At 60.7% G+C, this 18806-nt stretch carries 17 protein-coding genes and 2 tRNA genes; 9 read left to right on the top strand and 10 right to left on the bottom strand.

Going from position 1 to position 18806, the window contains the following annotated elements:
- Window positions 1–1062, top strand: coding sequence for an S-methyl-5-thioribose-1-phosphate isomerase (gene mtnA / locus FKB36_RS07730; protein WP_261597489.1), 1062 nt, complete (start codon window positions 1–3; stop codon window positions 1060–1062).
- The gene (locus FKB36_RS07725) at window positions 1059–1763 is read left to right on the top strand and encodes a DUF116 domain-containing protein (RefSeq protein WP_261597488.1); all 705 of its coding nucleotides are present in this window, start codon (window positions 1059–1061) and stop codon (window positions 1761–1763) included. The genes mtnA and FKB36_RS07725 overlap by 4 nt, the downstream gene beginning before the upstream one ends.
- On the opposite strand, the gene FKB36_RS07720 is transcribed toward FKB36_RS07725, so the two are convergent.
- The 3 genes from FKB36_RS07720 to FKB36_RS07710 all read right to left on the bottom strand — a co-directional run bounded on the left by FKB36_RS07720 (window position 1728) and on the right by FKB36_RS07710 (window position 3597).
- Window positions 1728–2138, bottom strand: coding sequence for a polymer-forming cytoskeletal protein (locus FKB36_RS07720; RefSeq protein WP_261597487.1), 411 nt, complete (start codon window positions 2136–2138; stop codon window positions 1728–1730). The two genes, FKB36_RS07725 and FKB36_RS07720, sit on opposite strands and share 36 nt — an antisense overlap.
- Before the next feature lie 471 nt (window positions 2139–2609).
- The gene (locus FKB36_RS07715) at window positions 2610–3449 is read right to left on the bottom strand and encodes a geranylgeranylglycerol-phosphate geranylgeranyltransferase (RefSeq protein WP_261597486.1); all 840 of its coding nucleotides are present in this window, start codon (window positions 3447–3449) and stop codon (window positions 2610–2612) included.
- A 73-nt stretch (window positions 3450–3522) separates the two neighbouring features.
- Window positions 3523–3597, bottom strand: a tRNA-Arg gene (locus tag FKB36_RS07710).
- Window positions 3598–3667: 70 nt separating this feature from the next.
- Between FKB36_RS07710 and FKB36_RS07705 the strand changes: the two genes are divergently transcribed.
- Entirely contained in the window at window positions 3668–4783 is a 1116-nt protein-coding gene (locus FKB36_RS07705; RefSeq protein ID WP_261597485.1) for a tRNA (guanine(10)-N(2))-dimethyltransferase, read from the top strand.
- Here FKB36_RS07705 and FKB36_RS07700 read toward each other — a convergent pair.
- Window positions 4770–5885, bottom strand: a complete 1116-nt coding sequence (locus tag FKB36_RS07700; protein WP_261597484.1) for an OBG GTPase family GTP-binding protein — start codon at window positions 5883–5885, stop codon at window positions 4770–4772. The two genes, FKB36_RS07705 and FKB36_RS07700, sit on opposite strands and share 14 nt — an antisense overlap.
- Before the next feature lie 188 nt (window positions 5886–6073).
- Between FKB36_RS07700 and FKB36_RS07695 the strand changes: the two genes are divergently transcribed.
- Window positions 6074–6148, top strand: a tRNA-Glu gene (locus FKB36_RS07695).
- A gap of 42 nt (window positions 6149–6190) precedes the next feature.
- On the opposite strand, the gene FKB36_RS07690 is transcribed toward FKB36_RS07695, so the two are convergent.
- Window positions 6191–6667 (bottom strand): YkgJ family cysteine cluster protein, encoded by a 477-nt coding sequence (locus tag FKB36_RS07690; RefSeq protein ID WP_261597483.1) that lies wholly within the window; start codon window positions 6665–6667, stop codon window positions 6191–6193.
- Between the two features lie 357 nt (window positions 6668–7024).
- Here FKB36_RS07690 and FKB36_RS07685 point away from each other — a divergent pair, with 357 nt between their 5' ends.
- Genes FKB36_RS07685 through FKB36_RS07675 form a run of 3 tightly spaced genes read left to right on the top strand, consistent with a single transcriptional unit; the run spans window position 7025 to window position 8912 of the window.
- Window positions 7025–8233: a Bcr/CflA family efflux MFS transporter gene (locus tag FKB36_RS07685; protein ID WP_261597482.1), complete on the top strand. Its 1209-nt coding sequence runs from the start codon at window positions 7025–7027 to the stop codon at window positions 8231–8233.
- A gap of 54 nt (window positions 8234–8287) precedes the next feature.
- Window positions 8288–8527, top strand: a complete 240-nt coding sequence (locus tag FKB36_RS07680) for an antitoxin VapB family protein (protein ID WP_261597481.1) — start codon at window positions 8288–8290, stop codon at window positions 8525–8527.
- Window positions 8514–8912, top strand: coding sequence for a type II toxin-antitoxin system VapC family toxin (locus FKB36_RS07675; RefSeq protein WP_261597480.1), 399 nt, complete (start codon window positions 8514–8516; stop codon window positions 8910–8912). Before FKB36_RS07680 ends, FKB36_RS07675 begins: the two co-directional genes overlap by 14 nt.
- Before the next feature lie 475 nt (window positions 8913–9387).
- Here FKB36_RS07675 and FKB36_RS07670 read toward each other — a convergent pair whose 3' ends face one another.
- The 4 genes from FKB36_RS07670 to FKB36_RS07655 all read right to left on the bottom strand — a co-directional run bounded on the left by FKB36_RS07670 (window position 9388) and on the right by FKB36_RS07655 (window position 13069).
- Complete coding sequence (locus FKB36_RS07670; protein ID WP_261597479.1) at window positions 9388–10311, bottom strand: DUF5305 domain-containing protein; 924 nt, start codon at window positions 10309–10311, stop codon at window positions 9388–9390.
- Between the two features lie 100 nt (window positions 10312–10411).
- Complete coding sequence (locus FKB36_RS07665; protein WP_261597478.1) at window positions 10412–11416, bottom strand: signal peptidase I; 1005 nt, start codon at window positions 11414–11416, stop codon at window positions 10412–10414.
- Complete coding sequence (locus FKB36_RS07660; RefSeq protein WP_157203631.1) at window positions 11413–12009, bottom strand: hypothetical protein; 597 nt, start codon at window positions 12007–12009, stop codon at window positions 11413–11415. Before FKB36_RS07660 ends, FKB36_RS07665 begins: the two co-directional genes overlap by 4 nt.
- Window positions 12010–12415: 406 nt before the next feature.
- Entirely contained in the window at window positions 12416–13069 is a 654-nt protein-coding gene (locus FKB36_RS07655) for a CalY family protein (RefSeq protein WP_261597477.1), read from the bottom strand.
- A gap of 1072 nt (window positions 13070–14141) precedes the next feature.
- Between FKB36_RS07655 and FKB36_RS07650 the strand changes: the two genes are divergently transcribed.
- Window positions 14142–16184, top strand: coding sequence for an acetate--CoA ligase family protein (locus FKB36_RS07650; protein WP_261597476.1), 2043 nt, complete (start codon window positions 14142–14144; stop codon window positions 16182–16184).
- A gap of 42 nt (window positions 16185–16226) precedes the next feature.
- Here FKB36_RS07650 and FKB36_RS07645 read toward each other — a convergent pair whose 3' ends face one another.
- The gene (locus tag FKB36_RS07645; RefSeq protein WP_261597475.1) at window positions 16227–17765 is read right to left on the bottom strand and encodes a glycosyltransferase family 2 protein; all 1539 of its coding nucleotides are present in this window, start codon (window positions 17763–17765) and stop codon (window positions 16227–16229) included.
- A 323-nt stretch (window positions 17766–18088) separates the two neighbouring features.
- Between FKB36_RS07645 and FKB36_RS07640 the strand changes: the two genes are divergently transcribed.
- Window positions 18089–18730 (top strand): superoxide dismutase, encoded by a 642-nt coding sequence (locus tag FKB36_RS07640; RefSeq protein ID WP_261597474.1) that lies wholly within the window; start codon window positions 18089–18091, stop codon window positions 18728–18730.
- The last annotated feature ends 76 nt before the right edge of the window (window positions 18731–18806 follow it).

The raw sequence follows: 18806 nt of genomic DNA, 5'->3' as shown, positions 1-18806 counted from the left end.
ATGCTGGACGAGGAGGATACCTACACCATCGCGTGGGATGCAGAGAACGAGTGCATCCTCTACATCGACCAGACCCTGCTCCCCGGCCGGTACGAGCAGATGCGGTGTGCGACCGTCGACGACCTCGCCCGGGCGATCCGGCGGCTGGAGATCCGGGGAGCGCCGGCGCTCGGGATTGCCGGCGCGATGGGCGTGGCGCTCGCCGCCGTCCGGAGCACCGAGACGGATCTCGGGCGATTCTCGGGCGAGGTCGGGCGGGCGGGCGAACTCCTCAGGGGCACCCGCCCGACCGCGGTCAACCTCGCGTGGGGGATCGACCGTGTGCTCGGGAAGATGGCGCTCGCGGCATCGGTCGCGGAGGCGAAGAAGATAGCGGTCGCCGAGGCGCAGATCGTCGCAGAGGAGGATGAACTGACCTGCCGGAGGCTCGGCGGGTTCGGCGAAGAACTCTTCCCGGAGAGGTGCACGGTGCTCACCCACTGCAACGCGGGAGCGCTCGCCTGCCGGTGCTGGGGGACGGCGCTCGGGACGATCCGGTCGGCGGTCGAGGCCGGAAAGGACGTGCGGGTGATCGCCTGCGAGACCCGGCCGCTCAACCAGGGTTCGAGGCTCACCTGCTGGGAACTTCTCCGCGATGGGATCGACGTGACCCTCATCCCCGACTCGTCGGCGGCGTACCTGATGCGCAAGGGGATGATCGACCTCGTCGTCGTCGGCGCCGACCGGATCACGGGTGACGCGGTCTTCAACAAGATCGGGACGTATATGCATGCCGTCGCCGCCCGCCACCACGGTGTGCCGTTCTACGTCGCGGCCCCCCTCTCAACGTTCGACCTCTCCCACAGAGAGGCGGATATCACCGTCGAGGAGCGAGACCGCTCCGAACTCACCTCCTGCGGCGATAGAAGACTCGCGCCCGAGGGTGTGGGCGTGCTCAACTACGCCTTCGACGCCACTCCGCTCGACCTCGTCGATGCGATCGTCACTGAGATCGGGGTGCTCCGACCGCCGTATACGGAGTCGTTCCGGCTGGTCGGAAGAGATAGGGAGGTCCGGCCATGAGTTTCCTCGACTCCGAGATCTGGATCCAGGTGATGACCCTCATCGGAGAGGTCACGTTCTTCCTCATCCTCGGGATGCTGCTTGCGGCGATTGCCCTCGCGATCATCGCCGCCGCCTCGATCACCCGGGGAAAGTTCTACCTGCCGCAGATCCTGATACCCGGCATGGTCCTTCTCGAAGGGCTCGTGAAGGCGTTCTGCAAACTTCTCGGGCTGGACGACAAGGATCTCATCACGTTCTTCATAACGCTCAGGAATACCATGAACACGAAGGCCTTCTCCGAGACTCCTGTGGAGCAGCGGGCGGTCTTCCTGCCCCAGTGCCTGCGCTCGGCGCAGTGCCCGGCGAACCTGACGCCGGAAGGCCTCAAATGCCGCAACTGCGGCCGGTGTTCGGTCGGGGAGAACACGGCGTGGCTCGAGAGGCGCGGCTACCGGGTCTTCATCGTCCCGGGCTCGACGTTCATCAAGCGGATGGCAAAGAAGTATCGTCCGCGGGCGATCATCGGCGTCGGCTGCCTCATGGAGGTGAAGGACGGGATCGATATGTCCGATCGGATAGGGATCATCGCTCTCGGTGTCGTGAACTTAAAAGACGGGTGCGTGGAGACGATAGCGGACTGGGCCGCGGTGAGAGATGCCGCTATGCTCGGCATCAAACATTCATCAGACCCCGTAGACTTTCACGGCCCTGCCGAATAACTGCTCGCTGGTGACCTTGCCGTAGACGAAGATCGTCTCGTCGCTGTTCACGGCACCGACCCTGACCCCCGGCCGGAGGGTGATGTTCCCTCCCGCCTTGATCGAATGGAGGCACGCATTGTCGCAGATGGTGGCTGTCTCCAGAACCCTGATCGGCCCTTTTATCCTGGCGTCATGGCCGATGACGATGCTGTCGGCCTCGATGAACCCGCCGACCGTCGAACCCGGCCCGAGTTCGAGGCGGCCGGAAACGACCATATTGCCCCAGACGTGCGTCTCGGGAGGGGTGATGAAATTCCCGTCTATCTTCACGTTTCCGTCAAAAAAGGAACCTTTCGGTGCTATGTATGTGTCCCCGTGCCGGTAAACTTTCATGAAGTTCTCCTGGGTAACAGCTCGGCCCACAACCTGATAAAATTATCAGTGCGATTATTTGAAGATTACAGGGTCGCATCTGTCTTTGCCGGCCCATGTTCGCCGGATATTTACACCTTCGGCTGAGTCTGTCGTTTCCCGTAGCCCGCGCTCCTGCCTCTATCGCGTAAGGCTCTATCTGTAGCCCTTTCTCCTGTCTCCGCCGCACGTGTTGTTATCTGTGACCCCCCACCCCGCCCGCGCTTCGCGCTCCTCCCCCGCCCGTAAGGGGCGGGGGCAGTGCGTGGCGATATCCACAGAAAGCCGTGTACGGTTCTCCCCATCCTGTGGATCGTGGTGAGTATCGCTATTGGGTGAACGACGTCCTGAAAGGACGGAGATCGAGCACTGAAGGCATGAAGAGGGGCCGGGCGGGAGTGCGATGAGTGGGACGGCCGGATGAAGGTATTGAACTACCGGGGGTTCCCGCGCTCAGATCACCGCAGCGATCGCAAAGACCGCGAGCGCGGCGAACATCCCCATTCGCAGGATCGATGTCGCACCGGACTCACGGACACATCCCGGCGTCGTGCATTGAAGGCCCCGGAAGGCCCCGAAGAGGATGACGAGATCCACGACCGCGATGCCGGCGAGGTAAAAGAGGCCCCACCAGTCGCCGGAGGGGAGGAGGCTCACCACCACGGCGCCGCAGGCGCAGGCGAACGCGAAGATCCCCGTCCTCCGGACGCCGACGATCATGGGCAAGGTGCGTGCGCCCCCCGCCGCATCCCCGTCGACGTCTTCTGCATCTTTCAGGAGTTCCCGTGCAATGGTCGCAAGGAACGTGATCGCCGCGAGCGAGAGGTTCCGGACCAGCCCCTCGATGCCCGCAAACGCTCCGCCGAAGAGGAAGACGCTCGCCGTCAGGTAGGCGACGGCTCCGTTGCCGAGGACGGGGATGCGTTTCAGCCGGACGGCGTAGGCGACGAGGATGGTGGAGTTTATGATGGCGATAGCAAGGCAGAGCGGCGGTGTCAGGGTGGCGAGCGCGATGCCCCCGGCAAAGAGAACTGCTGCATACGCCCTTGCACCGGCGAGGCTGATCTCCCCTGCCGGTATGGGGCGTTCGGGGCGGTTGATCCGGTCGATCTCAACGTCGCAGACGTCGTTGATGACGTTCCCGCCAGCGGTGATGAGCGCGACGATCACGGCGAGCAGGAGCGACGGCGGCGTGAGCGTGCCCGTGGCGATGAGGTAGCCGATGAGCGCGGTAAGGCCGGCAACGACGGCGTTGTGCGGACGGGTGATCCGGATGTATGCGGAGGCGCTCATTATCGAAGAGTAAGGTTTTATGGCGGACGATAAATAACCCGATGGTCTATCGGGGTTGAATCTGGAAAAACAACGGGCTTGAGGGGATTTGAACCCCCGACATTCAGCTTAGGAGGCTGACGCCATGTCCGGACTAGGCCACAAGCCCATACCCTCGGAGTAAGAGTATTACACATAAGAAGGTATAAGCGTATCGAGCATCCACCTTTTCGGGAAGCATGGACGTTGTCGAGGTTGCCGAAGGGAGAACCCGTTTTCTTGTACCCAGACAGGATCCTCACCTCCAGTTCCCACCGGGAAGCGGCCCGGTCTTTTATAACTCGCGCATGGAGATGAACCGGGACGCTACCATCCTCCTGCTCTCTGTCCTGCGGCCCGAAAGTTACCTCGACGCCATGGGGGCGTCCGGCGTCCGGGGGCTCCGGGTGGCGCACGAGGTCGGGATACCGGTGACGATCAACGACCGGAGCGAGACGGCGGTCGATCTCGCCCGGCGGAACGCCGATGCGCTGGGTCTCGCCGTCGAGGTGACCCGGAAGGATGCGAACGCACTGATGAGCGAGAGAAGGTTTGATACGGTCGACCTCGACCCCTTCGGGACGCCGGCGCCGTTCGTCGACGCCGCGGCCCGGAGCGCCGCACGGCACCTCTTCGTCACTGCCACCGACACCGCGCCGCTCTGCGGGGCGCACCTGAAGGCCGGGATGCGCCGTTACTTCTCCCGCCCGAGAAACACCGAGTATCACGCCGAGGTCGGTCTCCGGACGCTGCTCGGGTTCGTGGCACGCGAGGTGATCAAGTACGATCGGGGCTTTGAACCCCTCTTCTGCTACGCGCACGAGCACTTCCACCGCCTGCACCTCCGTATCCGCTATGGGGCGGCGGCGGCCGACAGGACGCTTGCGCGGATCGGTTACGTGATGCAGTGCCCAGACTGCCTCTACCGCTCGGAGATGACAGGGATGCTCCCGGAGCCCGGGAGGTGCCCGATCTGCGGCGCAGATCTGGTGCCGGTCGGCCCACTCTGGACGGGGAGGATCAACGACGATACGACGCTTGCCGCGATGCAGGAGGCGCTCCCCGGCATCACGGCCGGGACCGGGACGCGGATCGGGCGGCTGCTCGCGACCTGCCGCCAGGAACTCGATACGTCGAGCCACTACGACTACCACGTCGTCGCAAAACGCCTGCGGCTCTCTCCTGCCGGGATCGAGAGTGTCATCGGGCGGTTGCAGGCTCTCGGCTACCAGGCAAGCCGCGCACACTACTCGGGAACGGCGATAAAGACCGATGCGCCGCTCCCGGTCCTCGAAGAAGTGATCAGCGGCGGGTGACGACGGTGAGGACGTCCCCGTCCGCGAGCTGGTGGGTGATGCCGACGCGTTGCGCGTCGTGTTTGGCCGAATCGCCCCAGACTTTTGCGTAGCGGAACTTGTCGGCGAAGTCCCGGTGAAGGCGGTTGCAGACATCCTCGATCGTTGCGGGGCTCCTGATGATCAACGGTTCTTCCATATCCGCAGGGCCGCCGACGGGTTTCAAGTAGACCCGCATGAAGCCCAGGTTCTCGAATATGGCGTCTTTGAGTTCTTCGATGTGGTAGCCGCTGTGGGCGGATATCATGATCGGCGCATCACCGAACCGCTCGGCCAACTCGCCCTCGATCTTCGCCCGGGTCTTCTCTTCCACCAGGTCGACCTTATTGACCGCGATGAACGCGGGGACGTAGACGCGGTTCCCGATCATTGCGTCGATGAAGTCGTCCTGCGTGACATCGCTACGAATCAGGACATCGGCGTTGACGATCTTGTTCTCTGCCAGGATTGCACGGATCTCCTCGAGATCGAGGTCGACGGCGCCGACGGTGTTCAGCCGGATACCGCCCGATCCGGCCTTCTTGATGGTGATATCGGGTTTTGGCCGGTTGATCCGGATGCCGGAGTCGTGGAGCTCCCGGAGGAGGACGTCCACGTGCTTCTCGTTGAAGACGTCGACCAGGACCAGGATCAGGTCGGCGGAACGGACGACGGCGATAACCTCTTTCCCGCGGCCTTTGCCCATGGCCGCACCGGCGATCAGGCCGGGGATATCCAGGATCTGGATCTTTGCGCCCCGGTGCTCCATCGAGCCCGGGATGACCGAGACGGTCGTGAAGGCGTAGGCCGCCGTCTCGCTGAGGTCAGAACCGGTGAGCCTGTTGAGCAGCGTACTCTTACCGACGGACGGGAAGCCGACCAGGACGACAGTGGCGTCTCCCGACTTCTTCACGGAGTAGCCCTCGCCCCCGCCCGAGGAGGCCATGGCCCGGGCTACCGCATCGTCACGGATCTTTGCGAGTTTCGCCTTGACGCGACCGATATGCTTCGAGGTCGCCTTGTTGTACGGGGTATTCTTGAGCTCGTCCTCAAGTTCACGTATCTGCTCTTCGACACTGCTCATTGCTGCCGATACAGGTATGCGGGGAAGCTACTTATTGGTGTCTGTGATGGAAATCAGGGAGCGAAGGGAAAATTCCGCCCCATATAGGGTTCAGATTGTCCGGTCCGAGGGACGGCCGGAGAAGGTAGGGTTCAAGACAGGTTTAAATACGATAAAGACTAATAATTTAGAGCACGTTGGTGCAATGCGCTGCTATAGTGTAGACCGGCCAATCATGCAGGACTCTCACTCCTGCGACTGGGGTTCGAATCCCCATAGCAGCATTCTGTTCTCCCGAACCGTTCTTTCGCACGGCAACTTCCCGCTCAACGAGTTAACGCCCGGATCCAGGACCGGAGCTGGTAGACAAGTTCCGACTCAGGTCGGACGATGATATCCATCCCTTCCCCGGCAGCCTTTCTCCAGAACTCCGTGACAAGCGCCCGCGCCTCGGCCTCCGGCATCAGCGCCACCGCTAATGGGCAACGCAGACTGCCCTTCAGGAAAACCTTGAGCCGATCCCCATTCCTCGCAACCCCCGTCATCATGTACGGATATAGCCGACAGTCAAGCGGCCTGTCCGGATAGACGGCGCAGCCGTCCTGAAATAAGTGCGGACAGGCGGCACCGTCTCTCGGCGTTATGACGTAAATGTCGTCGGATTGCTTCACGAGAAGGTTCTCCTCGTGGCTCTTGAACAGCGTCTCGTACTCGTCTCTCGTCAGCATAAGGCCGCTCAACTGTTTACAACAGCGCTGGTTGGGGCATCGCGTGACGCAGAGATTGTCCGGTGGGTTCTCCATCCTTGCATCCTCCGGGCGCCCGGTTGAGGCGCTGATCGTATATATCCGTAAGGTGGGCGAAGGAGGCGCTCACAGCGTTCGCTGACCATGGGCCTCTTTCGACGATCAGGATAGTGTTCGCAGGGGTAGGGCGCGAAGAGAGGCTGTTTGCCGGCGAGTCGTGAACGAGCAGGGTTGCCCCCGGCCGCGCTTCCGGCCGTTGCAGGAACCTGCAAAATCCTTCCCGGGAGCCGCCGGCCGTGACCGGACGGCCCGGGAATGCCAATCTAGAACTATGGGCAAGTTCAACGTATAAGCGGAGGCAGGCGAAGGCCCCATAGCATCCTGTTCTTCGACACCTGCCCCCGAGGCGCTCCCATGGACAAATCCCAGGACCGAGAGAAGATCTCCCAGAAATATCTCGGGGATCGCGGTCTTGTTGTTCTTATCGCACTGCTCTCCGCTTTCGTCCCGCTCTCGACCGACCTCTACCTCCCCGCCCTTCCCGGCATGGGGGACTACTTCGGCGTCTCCGCCGGCCTCACCAACCTGACGCTGATCCTCTTCTTCCTCTTCTTCAGCCTCGGGCTGCTCTTCTGGGGGCCGCTCTCCGACAAATACGGCCGCCGGCCCGTCCTGCTTGCCGGGCTCGCGCTCTACATCGCCGCAAGCATCGGCTGCGCTGCGTCGCTCGCGATATGGCACCTGATCGCCTTCCGCATCCTCCAGGCAGTCGGGGGGAGCGCCGCTGCTGCAGTCGCGACCGCGATGGTCAAGGACGTCTACGACGGGAGGAAGAGGGAGTCAGTCCTTGCGATCGTCCAGTCGATGGTCGTCATCTCGCCCGCCGTCGCCCCGGTCCTCGGGGCGTTCATGCTCCCCTACACATCGTGGCGGGGCCTCTTCGTGGTGCTTGCCCTCATCGGGGTCGTCTCGATGGTCGGCGGCCTCCTCCTCCAGGAGACCATCCCCTCGCGGTATGCCGGCACCATGAAGCAGTCCGTCCGCCGGCTCGGGACGGTGCTCAAGAACCCCGGTTTCGCCTCGCTCCTCATCGTCTTCTCGCTCGTGAGCACTGCATCGCTCGCGTTCGTCTCCGCCTCGTCGTATATCTACCAGGAGGGGTTCGGGCTCTCGGAGCAGGGGTACAGCTTCTACTTTGCCCTCAACGCCATTGCCCTGATTGCCGGCCCGTTCCTCTATCTCTGGCTCTCCCGACATATCTCCCGCAGGACGATCGTCGCGTCCGGGTTCGCTGTCATGGTCGCCGGGGGCGTCCTCGTCTGCCTCTTCGGGAGCCTGGGACCGCTTGTCTTTGCCCTCGCCCTCTTTCCCGCCTCCCTGATGGGGAGCTCTGTGCGTTCCCCGGGAGCGTTCCTGATGCTCGACCAGCAGGAGGAGGATACCGGCTCCGCATCCGCCCTGATCAACTGCTCAGGCCTCGTCTTCGGCAGCGCCGGGATGGTTCTCGTCTTCCTTGCCGGGGAGAATCTCGTCCTCGGCCTCGGGGCGATCAACGTGGCGGTCGGGGTCGTGTGTCTCGCAGGGTGGATGCTGATCGGGAGACGGGGGCTGGTGAGGTTTTGAAGGATCCTCTTGCGACGGGAGGATCTAAATACATGCACATACACATACACAGGTATGGGAACCAGGACGATCAGTATCAGCGACGACGCATACGAGAGGCTCTCGCGGCTAAAAGGCCCCTCCAACATGAGTTTTTCCGAAGTGATCCTGAAGTATACCCTGCCGAAGAAGAAACTCTCGGAGATCCTCAAAGAACTCGGGCCGAACCCCGCGCTGGCTGACTCGGTCGCGGAAGCCTCGCGCGAGATGCGAAAGGCTTCGATGCGAGAGGTCGACCTCGATGCCGACGCTTGATACATCGTTCCTCATCGACCTGATCCGACATGACCCGGAGGCGATGAGGACACTCAAGGCGATGGAGCGAGAAGGGCTGCCCCTTGCAACCACCGCAATCAACGCCCTCGAACTCTACCGCGGGGCGTTCCTCTCAACATCGGTGCAGGAGAACCTCCGGGAAGTCGAAGCGATCACGCGGGCGCTGATCGAACTGCCGATCACCGAGGAGACCTACCGGATCTTCGGCACCCTCGCTGCCGAACTCCAGGCAAGGGGAAGTCGGATCGGGGATTTCGACGAGGTGATTGCCGCAATCACGCTCGCGGGCGACGGCGAGATCGTCACACGGGACAGTCACTTCACCCGCGTTCCGGGGCTGAAGGTCAGGACATATGAGGGATAGGTAACCGATTCCATCGGCGCGTACTGTAGCGCCAGCATACGCCCGGCGTCGCCGGAACCTTCACATGTCCGGCCTAACGGCCCTGCAGGCGTCCGGTATCCGGTGCCCGCCTCGGTTAAGGTTCCGGGGGTCTGCTCACTTGCCAGGGAGGTCATCCCGAAAAAGATCTTGAACGTCCCTTACCCCCCGGTCGGAACACCCACCTCTGAGGTTTCTCCCCTCTGTTCTCTATCCTGGGCAAAGAGGGTGAAACGGCTTCCCATCGGGTATCGCCACTCGGGGGAGGGATCGGGAGGGGGTGTCCCCCTCCCGGCAAAGGGATTTTGGGACAACCTCAGGAGCATAAACTCCAGCAGCATGAGATCCGGAAAAGATATGCCGGTGAACCGCCTGAAAAATCCCCGCCGGCTCTCCTCCCGGGCCACCGGATAACCGGAGCCACGAACAAAAAAGAAGAACCGGCCACCCCGCTGGGCTACCTTGAATCGGCCGGCTCGTAGACGTAGAGGATGGCATCGTGGAGGAAGAAGTAGGTCTTCTCGTCATCGTCATAGATGACACGCTGATTCATATCGACCGCCGCACTGATGATATCCTCAAGCGAACCGAGTTCAATTCTGTGCGCTGTGATACTATGGTCGAACCTGCCCTGGCTCATCCAGTCGCGATACCGGGCATGCACCGCTTCCTGCTCCAGCGCCTGAAGTGTATCGGCGGAGGGCTTGAAGCGCGGGGACCGTGAAATTACGACCCAGAGAAGCATACCCACCGAGACCAGCAGGAGAAACACTGCGGCGTACTGCTGGTGTGGAGGGGGATAGACCGCGATCGTCTCTGTCTGCCGCGCCGTGACCGCTTCGGCGAAACTCCGGTTATCTGATATGCTGTAGTGGCCTGCCCCCAGGGTGATGGGCATCAGATACTCCCGGTGTTCGTTGACTTGTTTCCCGTCAACCGTTCCGGAGAATACAGTCGTGGTGACGAGATCGACGACCGGGGTTCCCCGTTGAAAGCCCAGGTACTCCCTGATCTCGTTCATCCGCTGCTGCATATCCTCCATGTCCAGAGTGAACGAGTTCTGGTATACTCCTGACTTTAGCGGCCCTGCATTCTCGGCGATCACCACCTCTTTGCTCCAGTAGGTCGTCTCCGACTCCTTCATCGACAGAATCGCTACCGTATGCGAGACCACATCCAGATCCACGTCCTCCCCTTCGGCAAGGAAGGTGAATGTCGTCTGCAGCTCCGGGGTTGCCGCGAAGAAGTAGACGGGGTTGTCCGTCAGTGTCGTACCAACCGGCCAGAGTGGGTTTCCCTCCGAGACGACCGCCCGGTACTCGTACTCGCCACCTATGGAGTACCAGGGGAGATCGACGGTCACATCCCTGTACTCCGGCATATACCAGCTCGAATACACGAAAAATCCCGATATGATGACACATACGATAACGATCGGCAATACCAGCGTAAACTTCTCTGAAGTCAGTGATTGGAATTTTCTAATTCTCCAGTACACGTTCAACAAGCCTCCTTTTACGGCGCGATTTCACGAATTTTTCCTTCGCCCAGAGCGGGTGCAGGGCGAGTGTCAGAAGGGCTCCCGGCAGAACTGCAAGCGAGAGGACCGGCAGATAGGGATTCACCCCGGCAAGCCCCACAAACCAGAATGCCGGAAGGATGTATGGGGCTCTGGCTACGGTGAAGTCCGGGTCTGTCCCGGCGACCGGGACGGTGACCGTCTCGCCGGGCTGCACAACCCCGTAGGCAGGAGTTCCTTGCTCGCCGGGCGTGCAGACCAGGTAGAGTTCCGGAATCAGTCCCCTGCCCTCTATCGTCAGGTGCTGACCCTGAAGATCAGGGGAGCCTGCGGTGGGACTGTAGGTCTGTATCCCGGAGAGAGAGGGCATGATCAGCAGGAGAAAGATGGCCAGAACGACGGAGAGGAGGAGAAAGAGCCGGGGGTACTGGATCGAGAAGATCTGCCCTTTCGGTACCGGACTCTCCCGGGAGAGCAGGCGGGAGGAATGGGAACCTCGCGCGAGTCTTCTCGTCTCCAGAAGGGCCAGCATCAGGGAAGGGAGGATAACCATCAGGAGGATGATCTGCTTCTTCATCTCGGATGCAAACCCGACGAACGGGATGAGAAAGACCGGTCTGCCGATGATATCGTCCTTTGAGGTGAAGAAACGGTCGGGGGCGTTATTCGCGTCCCCCCTGGTCGAATAAAGGCCGGTATCTGTATCGATACCGACGATCCGGTGGGTGATGACCATGCGTTCGTCCTCTCCGGGATACTGGAAGACGACGACGTCCCCGATCTCGAGGCGGTCAGGGTCCGCGGGAGCGACAACGATGGCGTCCCCGGGCAGCATGAGAGGCGCCATGCTCCCGCTCAGGACGATCATGAGCGTCATGCCGGGCCCGAAGAAGAGGAAGAGACCCGCCAGGATCACCATGCCGAGGAGGACGGCGATCACCCTCCAGATCCGATCGACCCGGATCATAACCGCACCCGGACCTCCTTCTCGCTCTCGTCGTCCAGGATGAGGGTACACACAAGGGTCTTCCCCTCCATGTTCGAGTCAAACGAGAGCAGGACTCCTCGTGCGGGATCATTTTGTGTTGACGGGTCCAGCAGAAGCCGGCCGTCGAGGACCTGGCCGGATGCCGCTTCCCCCGACCAGAAGGCGGTAAACCCTTCGCCGCCGGCAGATCCCGGGTCGGAACCTGCCCCGTGCGGCCCCGCACGAGGGGCTTCACCGCCCTTTCCGCGGGTAAACGCCGCCTGGCGGATCGTCTCGCCGCCATCGGGGTCCCATGAGACCCGGATGCCCGTAACTTCCAGCGGCTCAGATCCGGTGTTGCTCGCGGTGATGCCGGAGAGGACGGTCTTTGCATGGTTGCCTGCCGGCGGCTTGAGCAGGGCCTGATCGGCAGTTACTATCAGGCTGCCGGCATCGCTCCACGACCCGGTGGTGATGGTGATCCCTTCGATCACCTCCGTCTCCGAGAACCACGCCCCGGTCGGGGTGGTGCCCGCGAGCAGGAGCACACCGGCGCAACTGATAATTACCAGAAGTACGTATGCCTTATTCATCGCTCACAGCTCTCTGTATCATGGCGTTCGTGGGTGAAGGGCAGCAGGTCACGTTGCCTGCAGCTCGAAATACGACACGCACCGCTGCTCCCGCACGGGAAGAGGCCAGATTAAGTTCTGCCCGGGTTCCGGATCGCTTCATCATCCCTGAAGAGCGTTTTGTGGAAGATTCCTGGCAGGTTCTCATCCCACCGCGGTCTGAGCGTGATGGTGTCGCCGGCATTCGCCGGAGGGGGCATCGAGAGTTCGACGCTGCCGATACCCCCACGTACGGCGGTTGCGATCGTTTTCCAGGATGAGGCGAAGGAGGAGGGGGAAGCGTAGCGATGGCTTTGGAGGCATCGTATCCATCCCTTCTCACTTGCTTCCTGTCCATGATTGGTGGTAGATAGAGATCTTTCAGGGATCACACGGGAGAGGTCTGTGCCCAGCCGGGGTTGTCGGTCTGCGTCGCGATGAAGATTACCTTGAATGTTACATCCTTGTTGGAATAGACATTCCCTGCGTTCTCATCCAGCTTCACATGGACACTGAGAGTCCGGGTAAACGGATTGATGTCGTTCATCGCGCCCCCGAAGTTGTCCGAGTTCAGTTCAGTGGTCTCGGCGTTGGAGATCTGCGACCATGTGTAGACTTTGGAGGCACCCGGGAACAGGGAGTCGAGCTCGGCATCAGCGGCTTCTATATCGGCGGCGGCCTCACCGGGCGCGCTGTTAAGCCATGAAGTCTTCTTAAACTTGAACTCGAGTTTGTCGTCTGTCGGGAGGTCTCCACCGGTTTTGACAAGGTATGCCTTCCACTTCAGGGGGACAGTTCCATCGTTCTGGAGTTTAATGTCGCCCGCAGGCGTCCAGGTATTCTTACTGGGGACCAGATTGTCGACATTCAGCGGTGCTACCCTCCCCCAGCAATCCTCAGTCCATGCCTTCAGATCGACATTGCCGGTCGCAATGACGTTGTTCTCTACAGTCTCCTGGTCTGTAAACCAGGCAAACGTTCCAAGTCCCATCCCGCCGAGAGCAAGTCCGACGAGCAGGAAACTGACAAGATATGCTTTCATGTCTATTTCTCCTCACTAACATTGCGAAGCCTTCTTCGAGGTTGCCGGTTTCAGGGTGGGCCCGATTTTGACTCCGCATCCCCCCCGGGAACCCGCCAATATTTAAAGATATCTATCGAACGATTTTTCGTCTGGAAAGGCTGCAGAGTGCATCTTGCATAACGATCGGGCTATATACCAGAGGCGGGATCTAGCCCGGTGCTTGAACAGAGATATAATCTTTGCCAGAAGACATCCGCAGATAATGGAACGTTTCGGAGATTATACCGTTCATTCTTCAGAATAGCGGTTTGACCACGCGATCTCAGATGGCTGATTTCCTCGCTCTGGAGAAAGAGTGAGATAGATTCGAAACGCATTTATATTGGATGGCCGGGAGGGTGCGGCACCTCTTTCCTGAAAGAGGATCGTGCAGGCGCCTGAACAACAATGTTACCTTTATCATCTCGAGTGGTCTATTCACCCCGACGCCCCCTGTTCACGGAGCACCGGGAGATGTCCGACCGCGACTTCCCGGACAGCACACCCCTGGCACGTACCGGGCACGAGATCCTGAAGTTGTCCCAAAACGCTATTGCCGGGAGGGGGACACCCTCTCCCGGATCCTCCCCCGAGTGGCGATATCCAATGGAAAACCGTTTCACCCTTCTTGTCCAGAATGTGGTTCAAATGATAGATAACCGGGAAGGAAGGACTCGGTTAAGGTATACCGAAGGTTCGGAGATCTTTTTGGGACGACCTCCCTCTCTCCCGGACGGCATTTTTCGGCGAAGATCCTGGCTCCCACGGTTGGGCATCCACAGAAGAGATCTCACATGATATCCAAAAATAGAGGCATTATGTCGCTTAAATTTCAATTCGGCAGGGTTTTATCGGTATTCGACACCCTCTCCGGGGTATTTATCATGTAGAATCATTACAAAACCTATAAACCAAATATGAGACCACGCTTTACAGTTCATTCCTACTTGCTGGTTCTGCATTCCCGAAAACGGCCCATCGTTCAGGGAAGATGAACTCGCAGGATCACAGAAGCACCAGAGTAGCATACTCAAAGACATGAGGAGACACCATGGTCAAAAGAATGCTGAGCGAGTTCGAATCGTACGATCTCCTGAAACAATACGGTGTGCCGGTACCCGAACACGCGATCGTCAAGACCCCTGCAGAAGCAGGCAAGACGGCGGAGAAGATCGGGTTCCCGGTCGTCATGAAGATCCACTCGCCCCAGATCGTCCACAAGAGCGATGCAGGCGGCGTTATCGTCAGTATATCCTCAAAGCAGGCTGCGGAAGAGGCGTTCGACAAGATCGTCTCAAACGCGAAGGCGTACAACCCTGATGCCGAGATCAAAGGCGTCATCGTCGAGCAGCAGGCGGCGCCGGGGCTTGAGCTGATCATCGGCGGGAAGACCGACCCGGCCTTCGGGAAGGTGCTCACCTTCGGTATGGGAGGCACCCTCGTCGAGTTGATGAAGGACGTCACCCTGCGGATCCTGCCGATCACCGAGGAGACCATCCGGCAGATGATCAGGGAGATCCACGGTTACCCGATCATCCAGGGCTACCGGGGGTCAAAGCCGCGAGACGAGGAGACGCTCGTCCAGATCATGTGGGCGATCAACTGCTTCTTCGCCGAGAACACGCATGTCGTGGAGTTCGACATCAATCCGGTCAGGCTCTACGAGTCGGGAGCCTGCATCGTCGACGCCCGTATCTTCGTCGACGACGAAGCAGTCGAGAAGGTGGCGAAAGAGCGGCCCTTCGTGCCGGTCGAGTACTTCACCCCCCGGTCGATCGCGGTCATCGGAGCCTCGTCCGAACCCAAGAAGATGGGCTACGCCGTGATGCACAACCTCCTCCACTTCCCCGGACAGCTCTACCCGGTGAACAACAAACGCCCGGAGGTCCAGGGGCTCAAAGCGTATGCCTCCATCCTCGAAATCCCGAACCCCGTCGATATGGCGGTCATCACCGTCCCGGCGAAACACGTCCCGAGCGTCATCGAGGAGTGCGGGCAGAAGGGCGTCGTCATGGCGGTCATCATCACCGCCGGGTTCAAGGAGATGGGCGAGGGAGGGAAAGCGCTCGAGGACCGGGTCATAGAGATCGCAAAGCGTTACGGCACCCGGATCATCGGCCCGAACTGCCTCGGCATGATCATCCCCCCGAAGGGCATCGACACCACCTACGTCCACGAGTCCCCGAAACCCGGCAACATCGCCTTCATCTCCCAGAGCGGAGCCATCGTCAACACGGTGGTCGACTGGAGCATCAAGCAGGACATCGGGTTCTCCGCGGTCGTCTCGGTCGGCAACCAGGCAGACCTCAACTTCATCGACTACCTCAGGTTCGTAGAGCGCGACCCGAAGACCAAGGGCATCATCCTCTACGTCGAGGAGATCCAGGACGGCAAGACCTTCATGAAGGTGGTCAGCGAGGTCGCGAAGACCAAACCCGTCGTGGCGATCAAGGCCGGTTCATCCGTAAAGGGACAGGCGGCGGCCTCGTCCCACACGGGTTCGCTCTCGGGGTCGTATGACGTCTACATGGAAGCCTTCCGCGAGTCCGGGGTGATCCCCGTCCACACCCTCTCCGGCACGTTCCAGGTCGCGGAGATGCTGGCGACCCCGAAGGGCTACCCCCGCGGCAAGCGGGCGGTCGTGATCACGAACGCCGGTGGGTTCGCCGTTCTCTCCTCCGACTACGCCGAGCGCTACGGCATCGACCTGATCACTCTCCCGCCGCAGGTCTTGAAGGAACTCAACGATCTTCTGCCTGAATTCTGGAACAAGAACAACCCGATCGACCTCCTCGGCGACGCCAACGAGAAGCGGTTCGAGCAGACGTTCAGCGTGCTCGCAAAATACCAGGACTGCTGGGACATCGCCTTCGTCGTCGGGTTCCCGAACCTGGTCATCGGCTCAGAACAGTTCGCAAACCAGATCATCCGGTTCTCCGAGAAGACCGAGAACATGATCGTCGGGACGCTGCTCGGCGGCGACTCGATGGAACGGGGCCGTAAAATCCTCAAAGAGAACGGTATCCCGATCTTCGACGAACTGGATTTCACCTTCCGGGTGATGGGGAGAATCCTCTGGCAGCGGTTCCGCTAAGATCCTCTCCCTAAACAATTCTTTTCTTTCTGCTCCGGATGTTCACTCAGCAATCTTCCTTGCCAACCGTCTCCCGTCCTTTCGCCAGACCACCAGAAACGACGAGAGGACCGCGAGCGTGTAGCAGGCCCAGAAGAGCGGGATCGCCGTGCCGGAGTCCGGGCCGAGCGCGACCGCCCGCATGATGCCGACGGCCATAGATACCAGGACGGCCGCAATCACGATGAGAACCGGTCCTATTCCGACACGGGCGGCGGACCCCGAAACCACCTTCGGCGTCACGACGAACGGGAGTTCCTTTCCCGAGACGGCGTACCAGATCGCCCGGGCGTATACGAAGGCGAGGGTGTTGAAGATCGCCTGCGAGAACGCGAGGTCATGGAGGGAGTAGTGCCGCTCGCGGATGCTGACGACGACCTGGATCGCGATCACCACGACGAGCACCACGGCAAAGGCCGGGGGAACCCAGACGGGGAGGATCGGGATACCGAAGAGGAGTGTGGCGACCGGGAGGAGAAAGAGCACCACGTTCACCCCTCCAAGCAGGTAGATCGAGACCATAATGAGGAACTCAAGCCAGTGCGCTGCGGTCATGCTCCGGGGCTGCGTTACGAGCTGCCGGAGGATCGTCCCGAGAAGTTGGGTGTTCCCGTATGCCCAGCGGAGTTGCTGCGTGAAGTATGCGGCGAGGTCCGGCGGCGCAACGCCCTCCGCGTAGACTGCATCGAGAAAGACTCCCCGCCGGCCCTTGAGGTGGTACACAAACGACGTGGCGATGTCTTCAGCGATGCATGCCTCGTCCATCCCTCCGACGGCGGCGAGATGGTTCGCCCGGAAGAGGCAGTTCGAGCCTGTCAGCATCGCGGTGTCGTTGACGGAGAGTCCCCTGCAGACGTGTTTGTTGTAGATGTGCTGCTGGTAGGAGAACGTGACGCTTATCGGGTCATGGGGCTCCGTTCGGAAGAACTGCGGGGTCTGGACGAAGGATATGGCCGGGTCGTCCTCAAGGATGGGGACGAGGTCGGCGAGGATCTCCGGCCTCACCCGCTGGTCGGCGTCGATGACCAGGAGGTAGGGTGTACCGGCATCGAGATGCGAGAGGGCTTGATTGATCGCTCCCGCCTTGAACCCGTCCCTGTGGTCGCGGTGGAGATAAGAGAGGCCATACCGACGGGATATATCCTGCATCGCAGAGCGCTTCCGCGCATCTGTGGAGTCGTCGAGGAGAAAGATGCGGAAGTCCGGGTAGTCGATCGCTGTGCATGCCCGGACACAGGGCTCGACCACGTCCGACTCCTCGTTGTAGACCGGGATGAAGACCGCGACGGGAGGGGTCGGCGCCCCCGGCTCTTGCGGTGCCGTGGGGCGGTAGGCATAGATCGACCGCAGGAGGTGATCGGCGTAGCTCACGAACTGGATCACCCCGAACGCCGTGACGGCGACGAGAAAGAGCGAGAGACCCCTTGAAAAAAGCCCCCATCCGGCCCCGGTCAGTATGAGGTGCAGATCGTGGATAAGGATGATCGCGAGCAGCACCATCAGCATGGCGGTAAAGAGCGAGATACGTGCTGCCGTCCTCATGGAATATCCACCGCAGTCTTGCTGGCATCAGGGCGCCTCGATGTTGTATGGCGACCCGGAGAACCGGATCCGGCCCGGGTGCAATGGAAGGCACGAGGCAGTCCGGATACCATCCACTCTACAGGAGTAGTTAAAGGTTTCGGGCATGGCCGAACGTATCCTTCCGGCCCCGGGACGGTCTTCCTTGCCCCTTTGCGGCATGGCGAAGTGCCGCTCTCAGCCTTCCCGGCAGCATTTTCGGGTATTACGGGGGGTGTGGGCGAACCGTATCTCAGGTAGACCGGGAGAGATCAACACTAAATAGATCCCCTTCCTTCTGAAATATGATTGCTATGGCTGTACAGAAGATGGCAACTGCATCGTTGAAGAAGTACGAGCTGCCGCCGCTACCGTATGCGGCCGATGCGCTCGAACCGCATATCTCAAAGGAACAACTCTCCCTGCACCATGATAAGCATCACCAGGCATACGTGACCGGAGCGAACGCCAACCTCGAAAGACTGGAGAAGGCGCGACAGGAAGGCACAGAACTCGATATGAAGGCGCTCTTAAAGGAGCTCTCGTTCAACATCGGTGGCCACGTCCTGCACACTCTCTTCTGGCCGACGATGGCCCCGGCCGGAAAGGGCGGTGGCGGGACCCCGGGCGGCGCGCTCGCTGACCGGATAGACCGGGAGTGGGGTTCCTTCGACCGGTTCAAGGCCGAGTTCACGAAGGCGGCCGCGAGCGCCGAGGGCTCCGGGTGGGCGGCACTGGCCTACGACGCCATGACCGACCGTCTCATGATCATGCAGATCGAGAAGCACAACAACAACGTCTACCCGACGCTCGACATCCTGATGGTGCTCGACGTCTGGGAGCACGCCTACTACATCGACCACAAGAACAACCGGGCCGGGTTCATCGACGCCTTCTGGAACGTCGTGAACTGGGAGACCGTGAACAAGCGGTTGGAAAATCTCTAACACCACTTTTTTCCTCGGGTGCAGATCCTGAGCTGGGCTCCGGCACCCGTTTGCCCCGGAGGCGCAGGAAAGCAGT

The sequence above is a fragment of the Methanoculleus formosensis genome (assembly GCF_025384765.1).
Taxonomy (GTDB): Archaea; Halobacteriota; Methanomicrobia; order Methanomicrobiales; family Methanoculleaceae; genus Methanoculleus; species Methanoculleus formosensis.
This window is presented reverse-complemented; position numbering and strand designations above follow the sequence as displayed.

What these genes read in the sequence shown, in the direction of transcription:
- mtnA (WP_261597489.1), top strand. Translation starts at nt 1, where the DNA reads ATGCTGGACGAGGAGGATACCTACACCATCGCGTGGGATGCAGAGAAC.
- FKB36_RS07725 (WP_261597488.1), top strand. Translation starts at nt 1,059, where the DNA reads ATGAGTTTCCTCGACTCCGAGATCTGGATCCAGGTGATGACCCTCATC.
- FKB36_RS07720 (WP_261597487.1), bottom strand. Translation starts at nt 2,138, where the DNA reads ATGAAAGTTTACCGGCACGGGGACACATACATAGCACCGAAAGGTTCC.
- FKB36_RS07715 (WP_261597486.1), bottom strand. Translation starts at nt 3,449, where the DNA reads ATGAGCGCCTCCGCATACATCCGGATCACCCGTCCGCACAACGCCGTC.
- FKB36_RS07705 (WP_261597485.1), top strand. Translation starts at nt 3,668, where the DNA reads ATGGACGTTGTCGAGGTTGCCGAAGGGAGAACCCGTTTTCTTGTACCC.
- FKB36_RS07700 (WP_261597484.1), bottom strand. Translation starts at nt 5,885, where the DNA reads ATGAGCAGTGTCGAAGAGCAGATACGTGAACTTGAGGACGAGCTCAAG.
- FKB36_RS07690 (WP_261597483.1), bottom strand. Translation starts at nt 6,667, where the DNA reads ATGGAGAACCCACCGGACAATCTCTGCGTCACGCGATGCCCCAACCAG.
- FKB36_RS07685 (WP_261597482.1), top strand. Translation starts at nt 7,025, where the DNA reads ATGGACAAATCCCAGGACCGAGAGAAGATCTCCCAGAAATATCTCGGG.
- FKB36_RS07680 (WP_261597481.1), top strand. Translation starts at nt 8,288, where the DNA reads ATGGGAACCAGGACGATCAGTATCAGCGACGACGCATACGAGAGGCTC.
- FKB36_RS07675 (WP_261597480.1), top strand. Translation starts at nt 8,514, where the DNA reads ATGCCGACGCTTGATACATCGTTCCTCATCGACCTGATCCGACATGAC.
- FKB36_RS07670 (WP_261597479.1), bottom strand. Translation starts at nt 10,311, where the DNA reads ATGCCGGAGTACAGGGATGTGACCGTCGATCTCCCCTGGTACTCCATA.
- FKB36_RS07665 (WP_261597478.1), bottom strand. Translation starts at nt 11,416, where the DNA reads ATGATCCGGGTCGATCGGATCTGGAGGGTGATCGCCGTCCTCCTCGGC.
- FKB36_RS07660 (WP_157203631.1), bottom strand. Translation starts at nt 12,009, where the DNA reads ATGAATAAGGCATACGTACTTCTGGTAATTATCAGTTGCGCCGGTGTG.
- FKB36_RS07655 (WP_261597477.1), bottom strand. Translation starts at nt 13,069, where the DNA reads ATGAAAGCATATCTTGTCAGTTTCCTGCTCGTCGGACTTGCTCTCGGC.
- FKB36_RS07650 (WP_261597476.1), top strand. Translation starts at nt 14,142, where the DNA reads ATGGTCAAAAGAATGCTGAGCGAGTTCGAATCGTACGATCTCCTGAAA.
- FKB36_RS07645 (WP_261597475.1), bottom strand. Translation starts at nt 17,765, where the DNA reads ATGAGGACGGCAGCACGTATCTCGCTCTTTACCGCCATGCTGATGGTG.
- FKB36_RS07640 (WP_261597474.1), top strand. Translation starts at nt 18,089, where the DNA reads ATGATTGCTATGGCTGTACAGAAGATGGCAACTGCATCGTTGAAGAAG.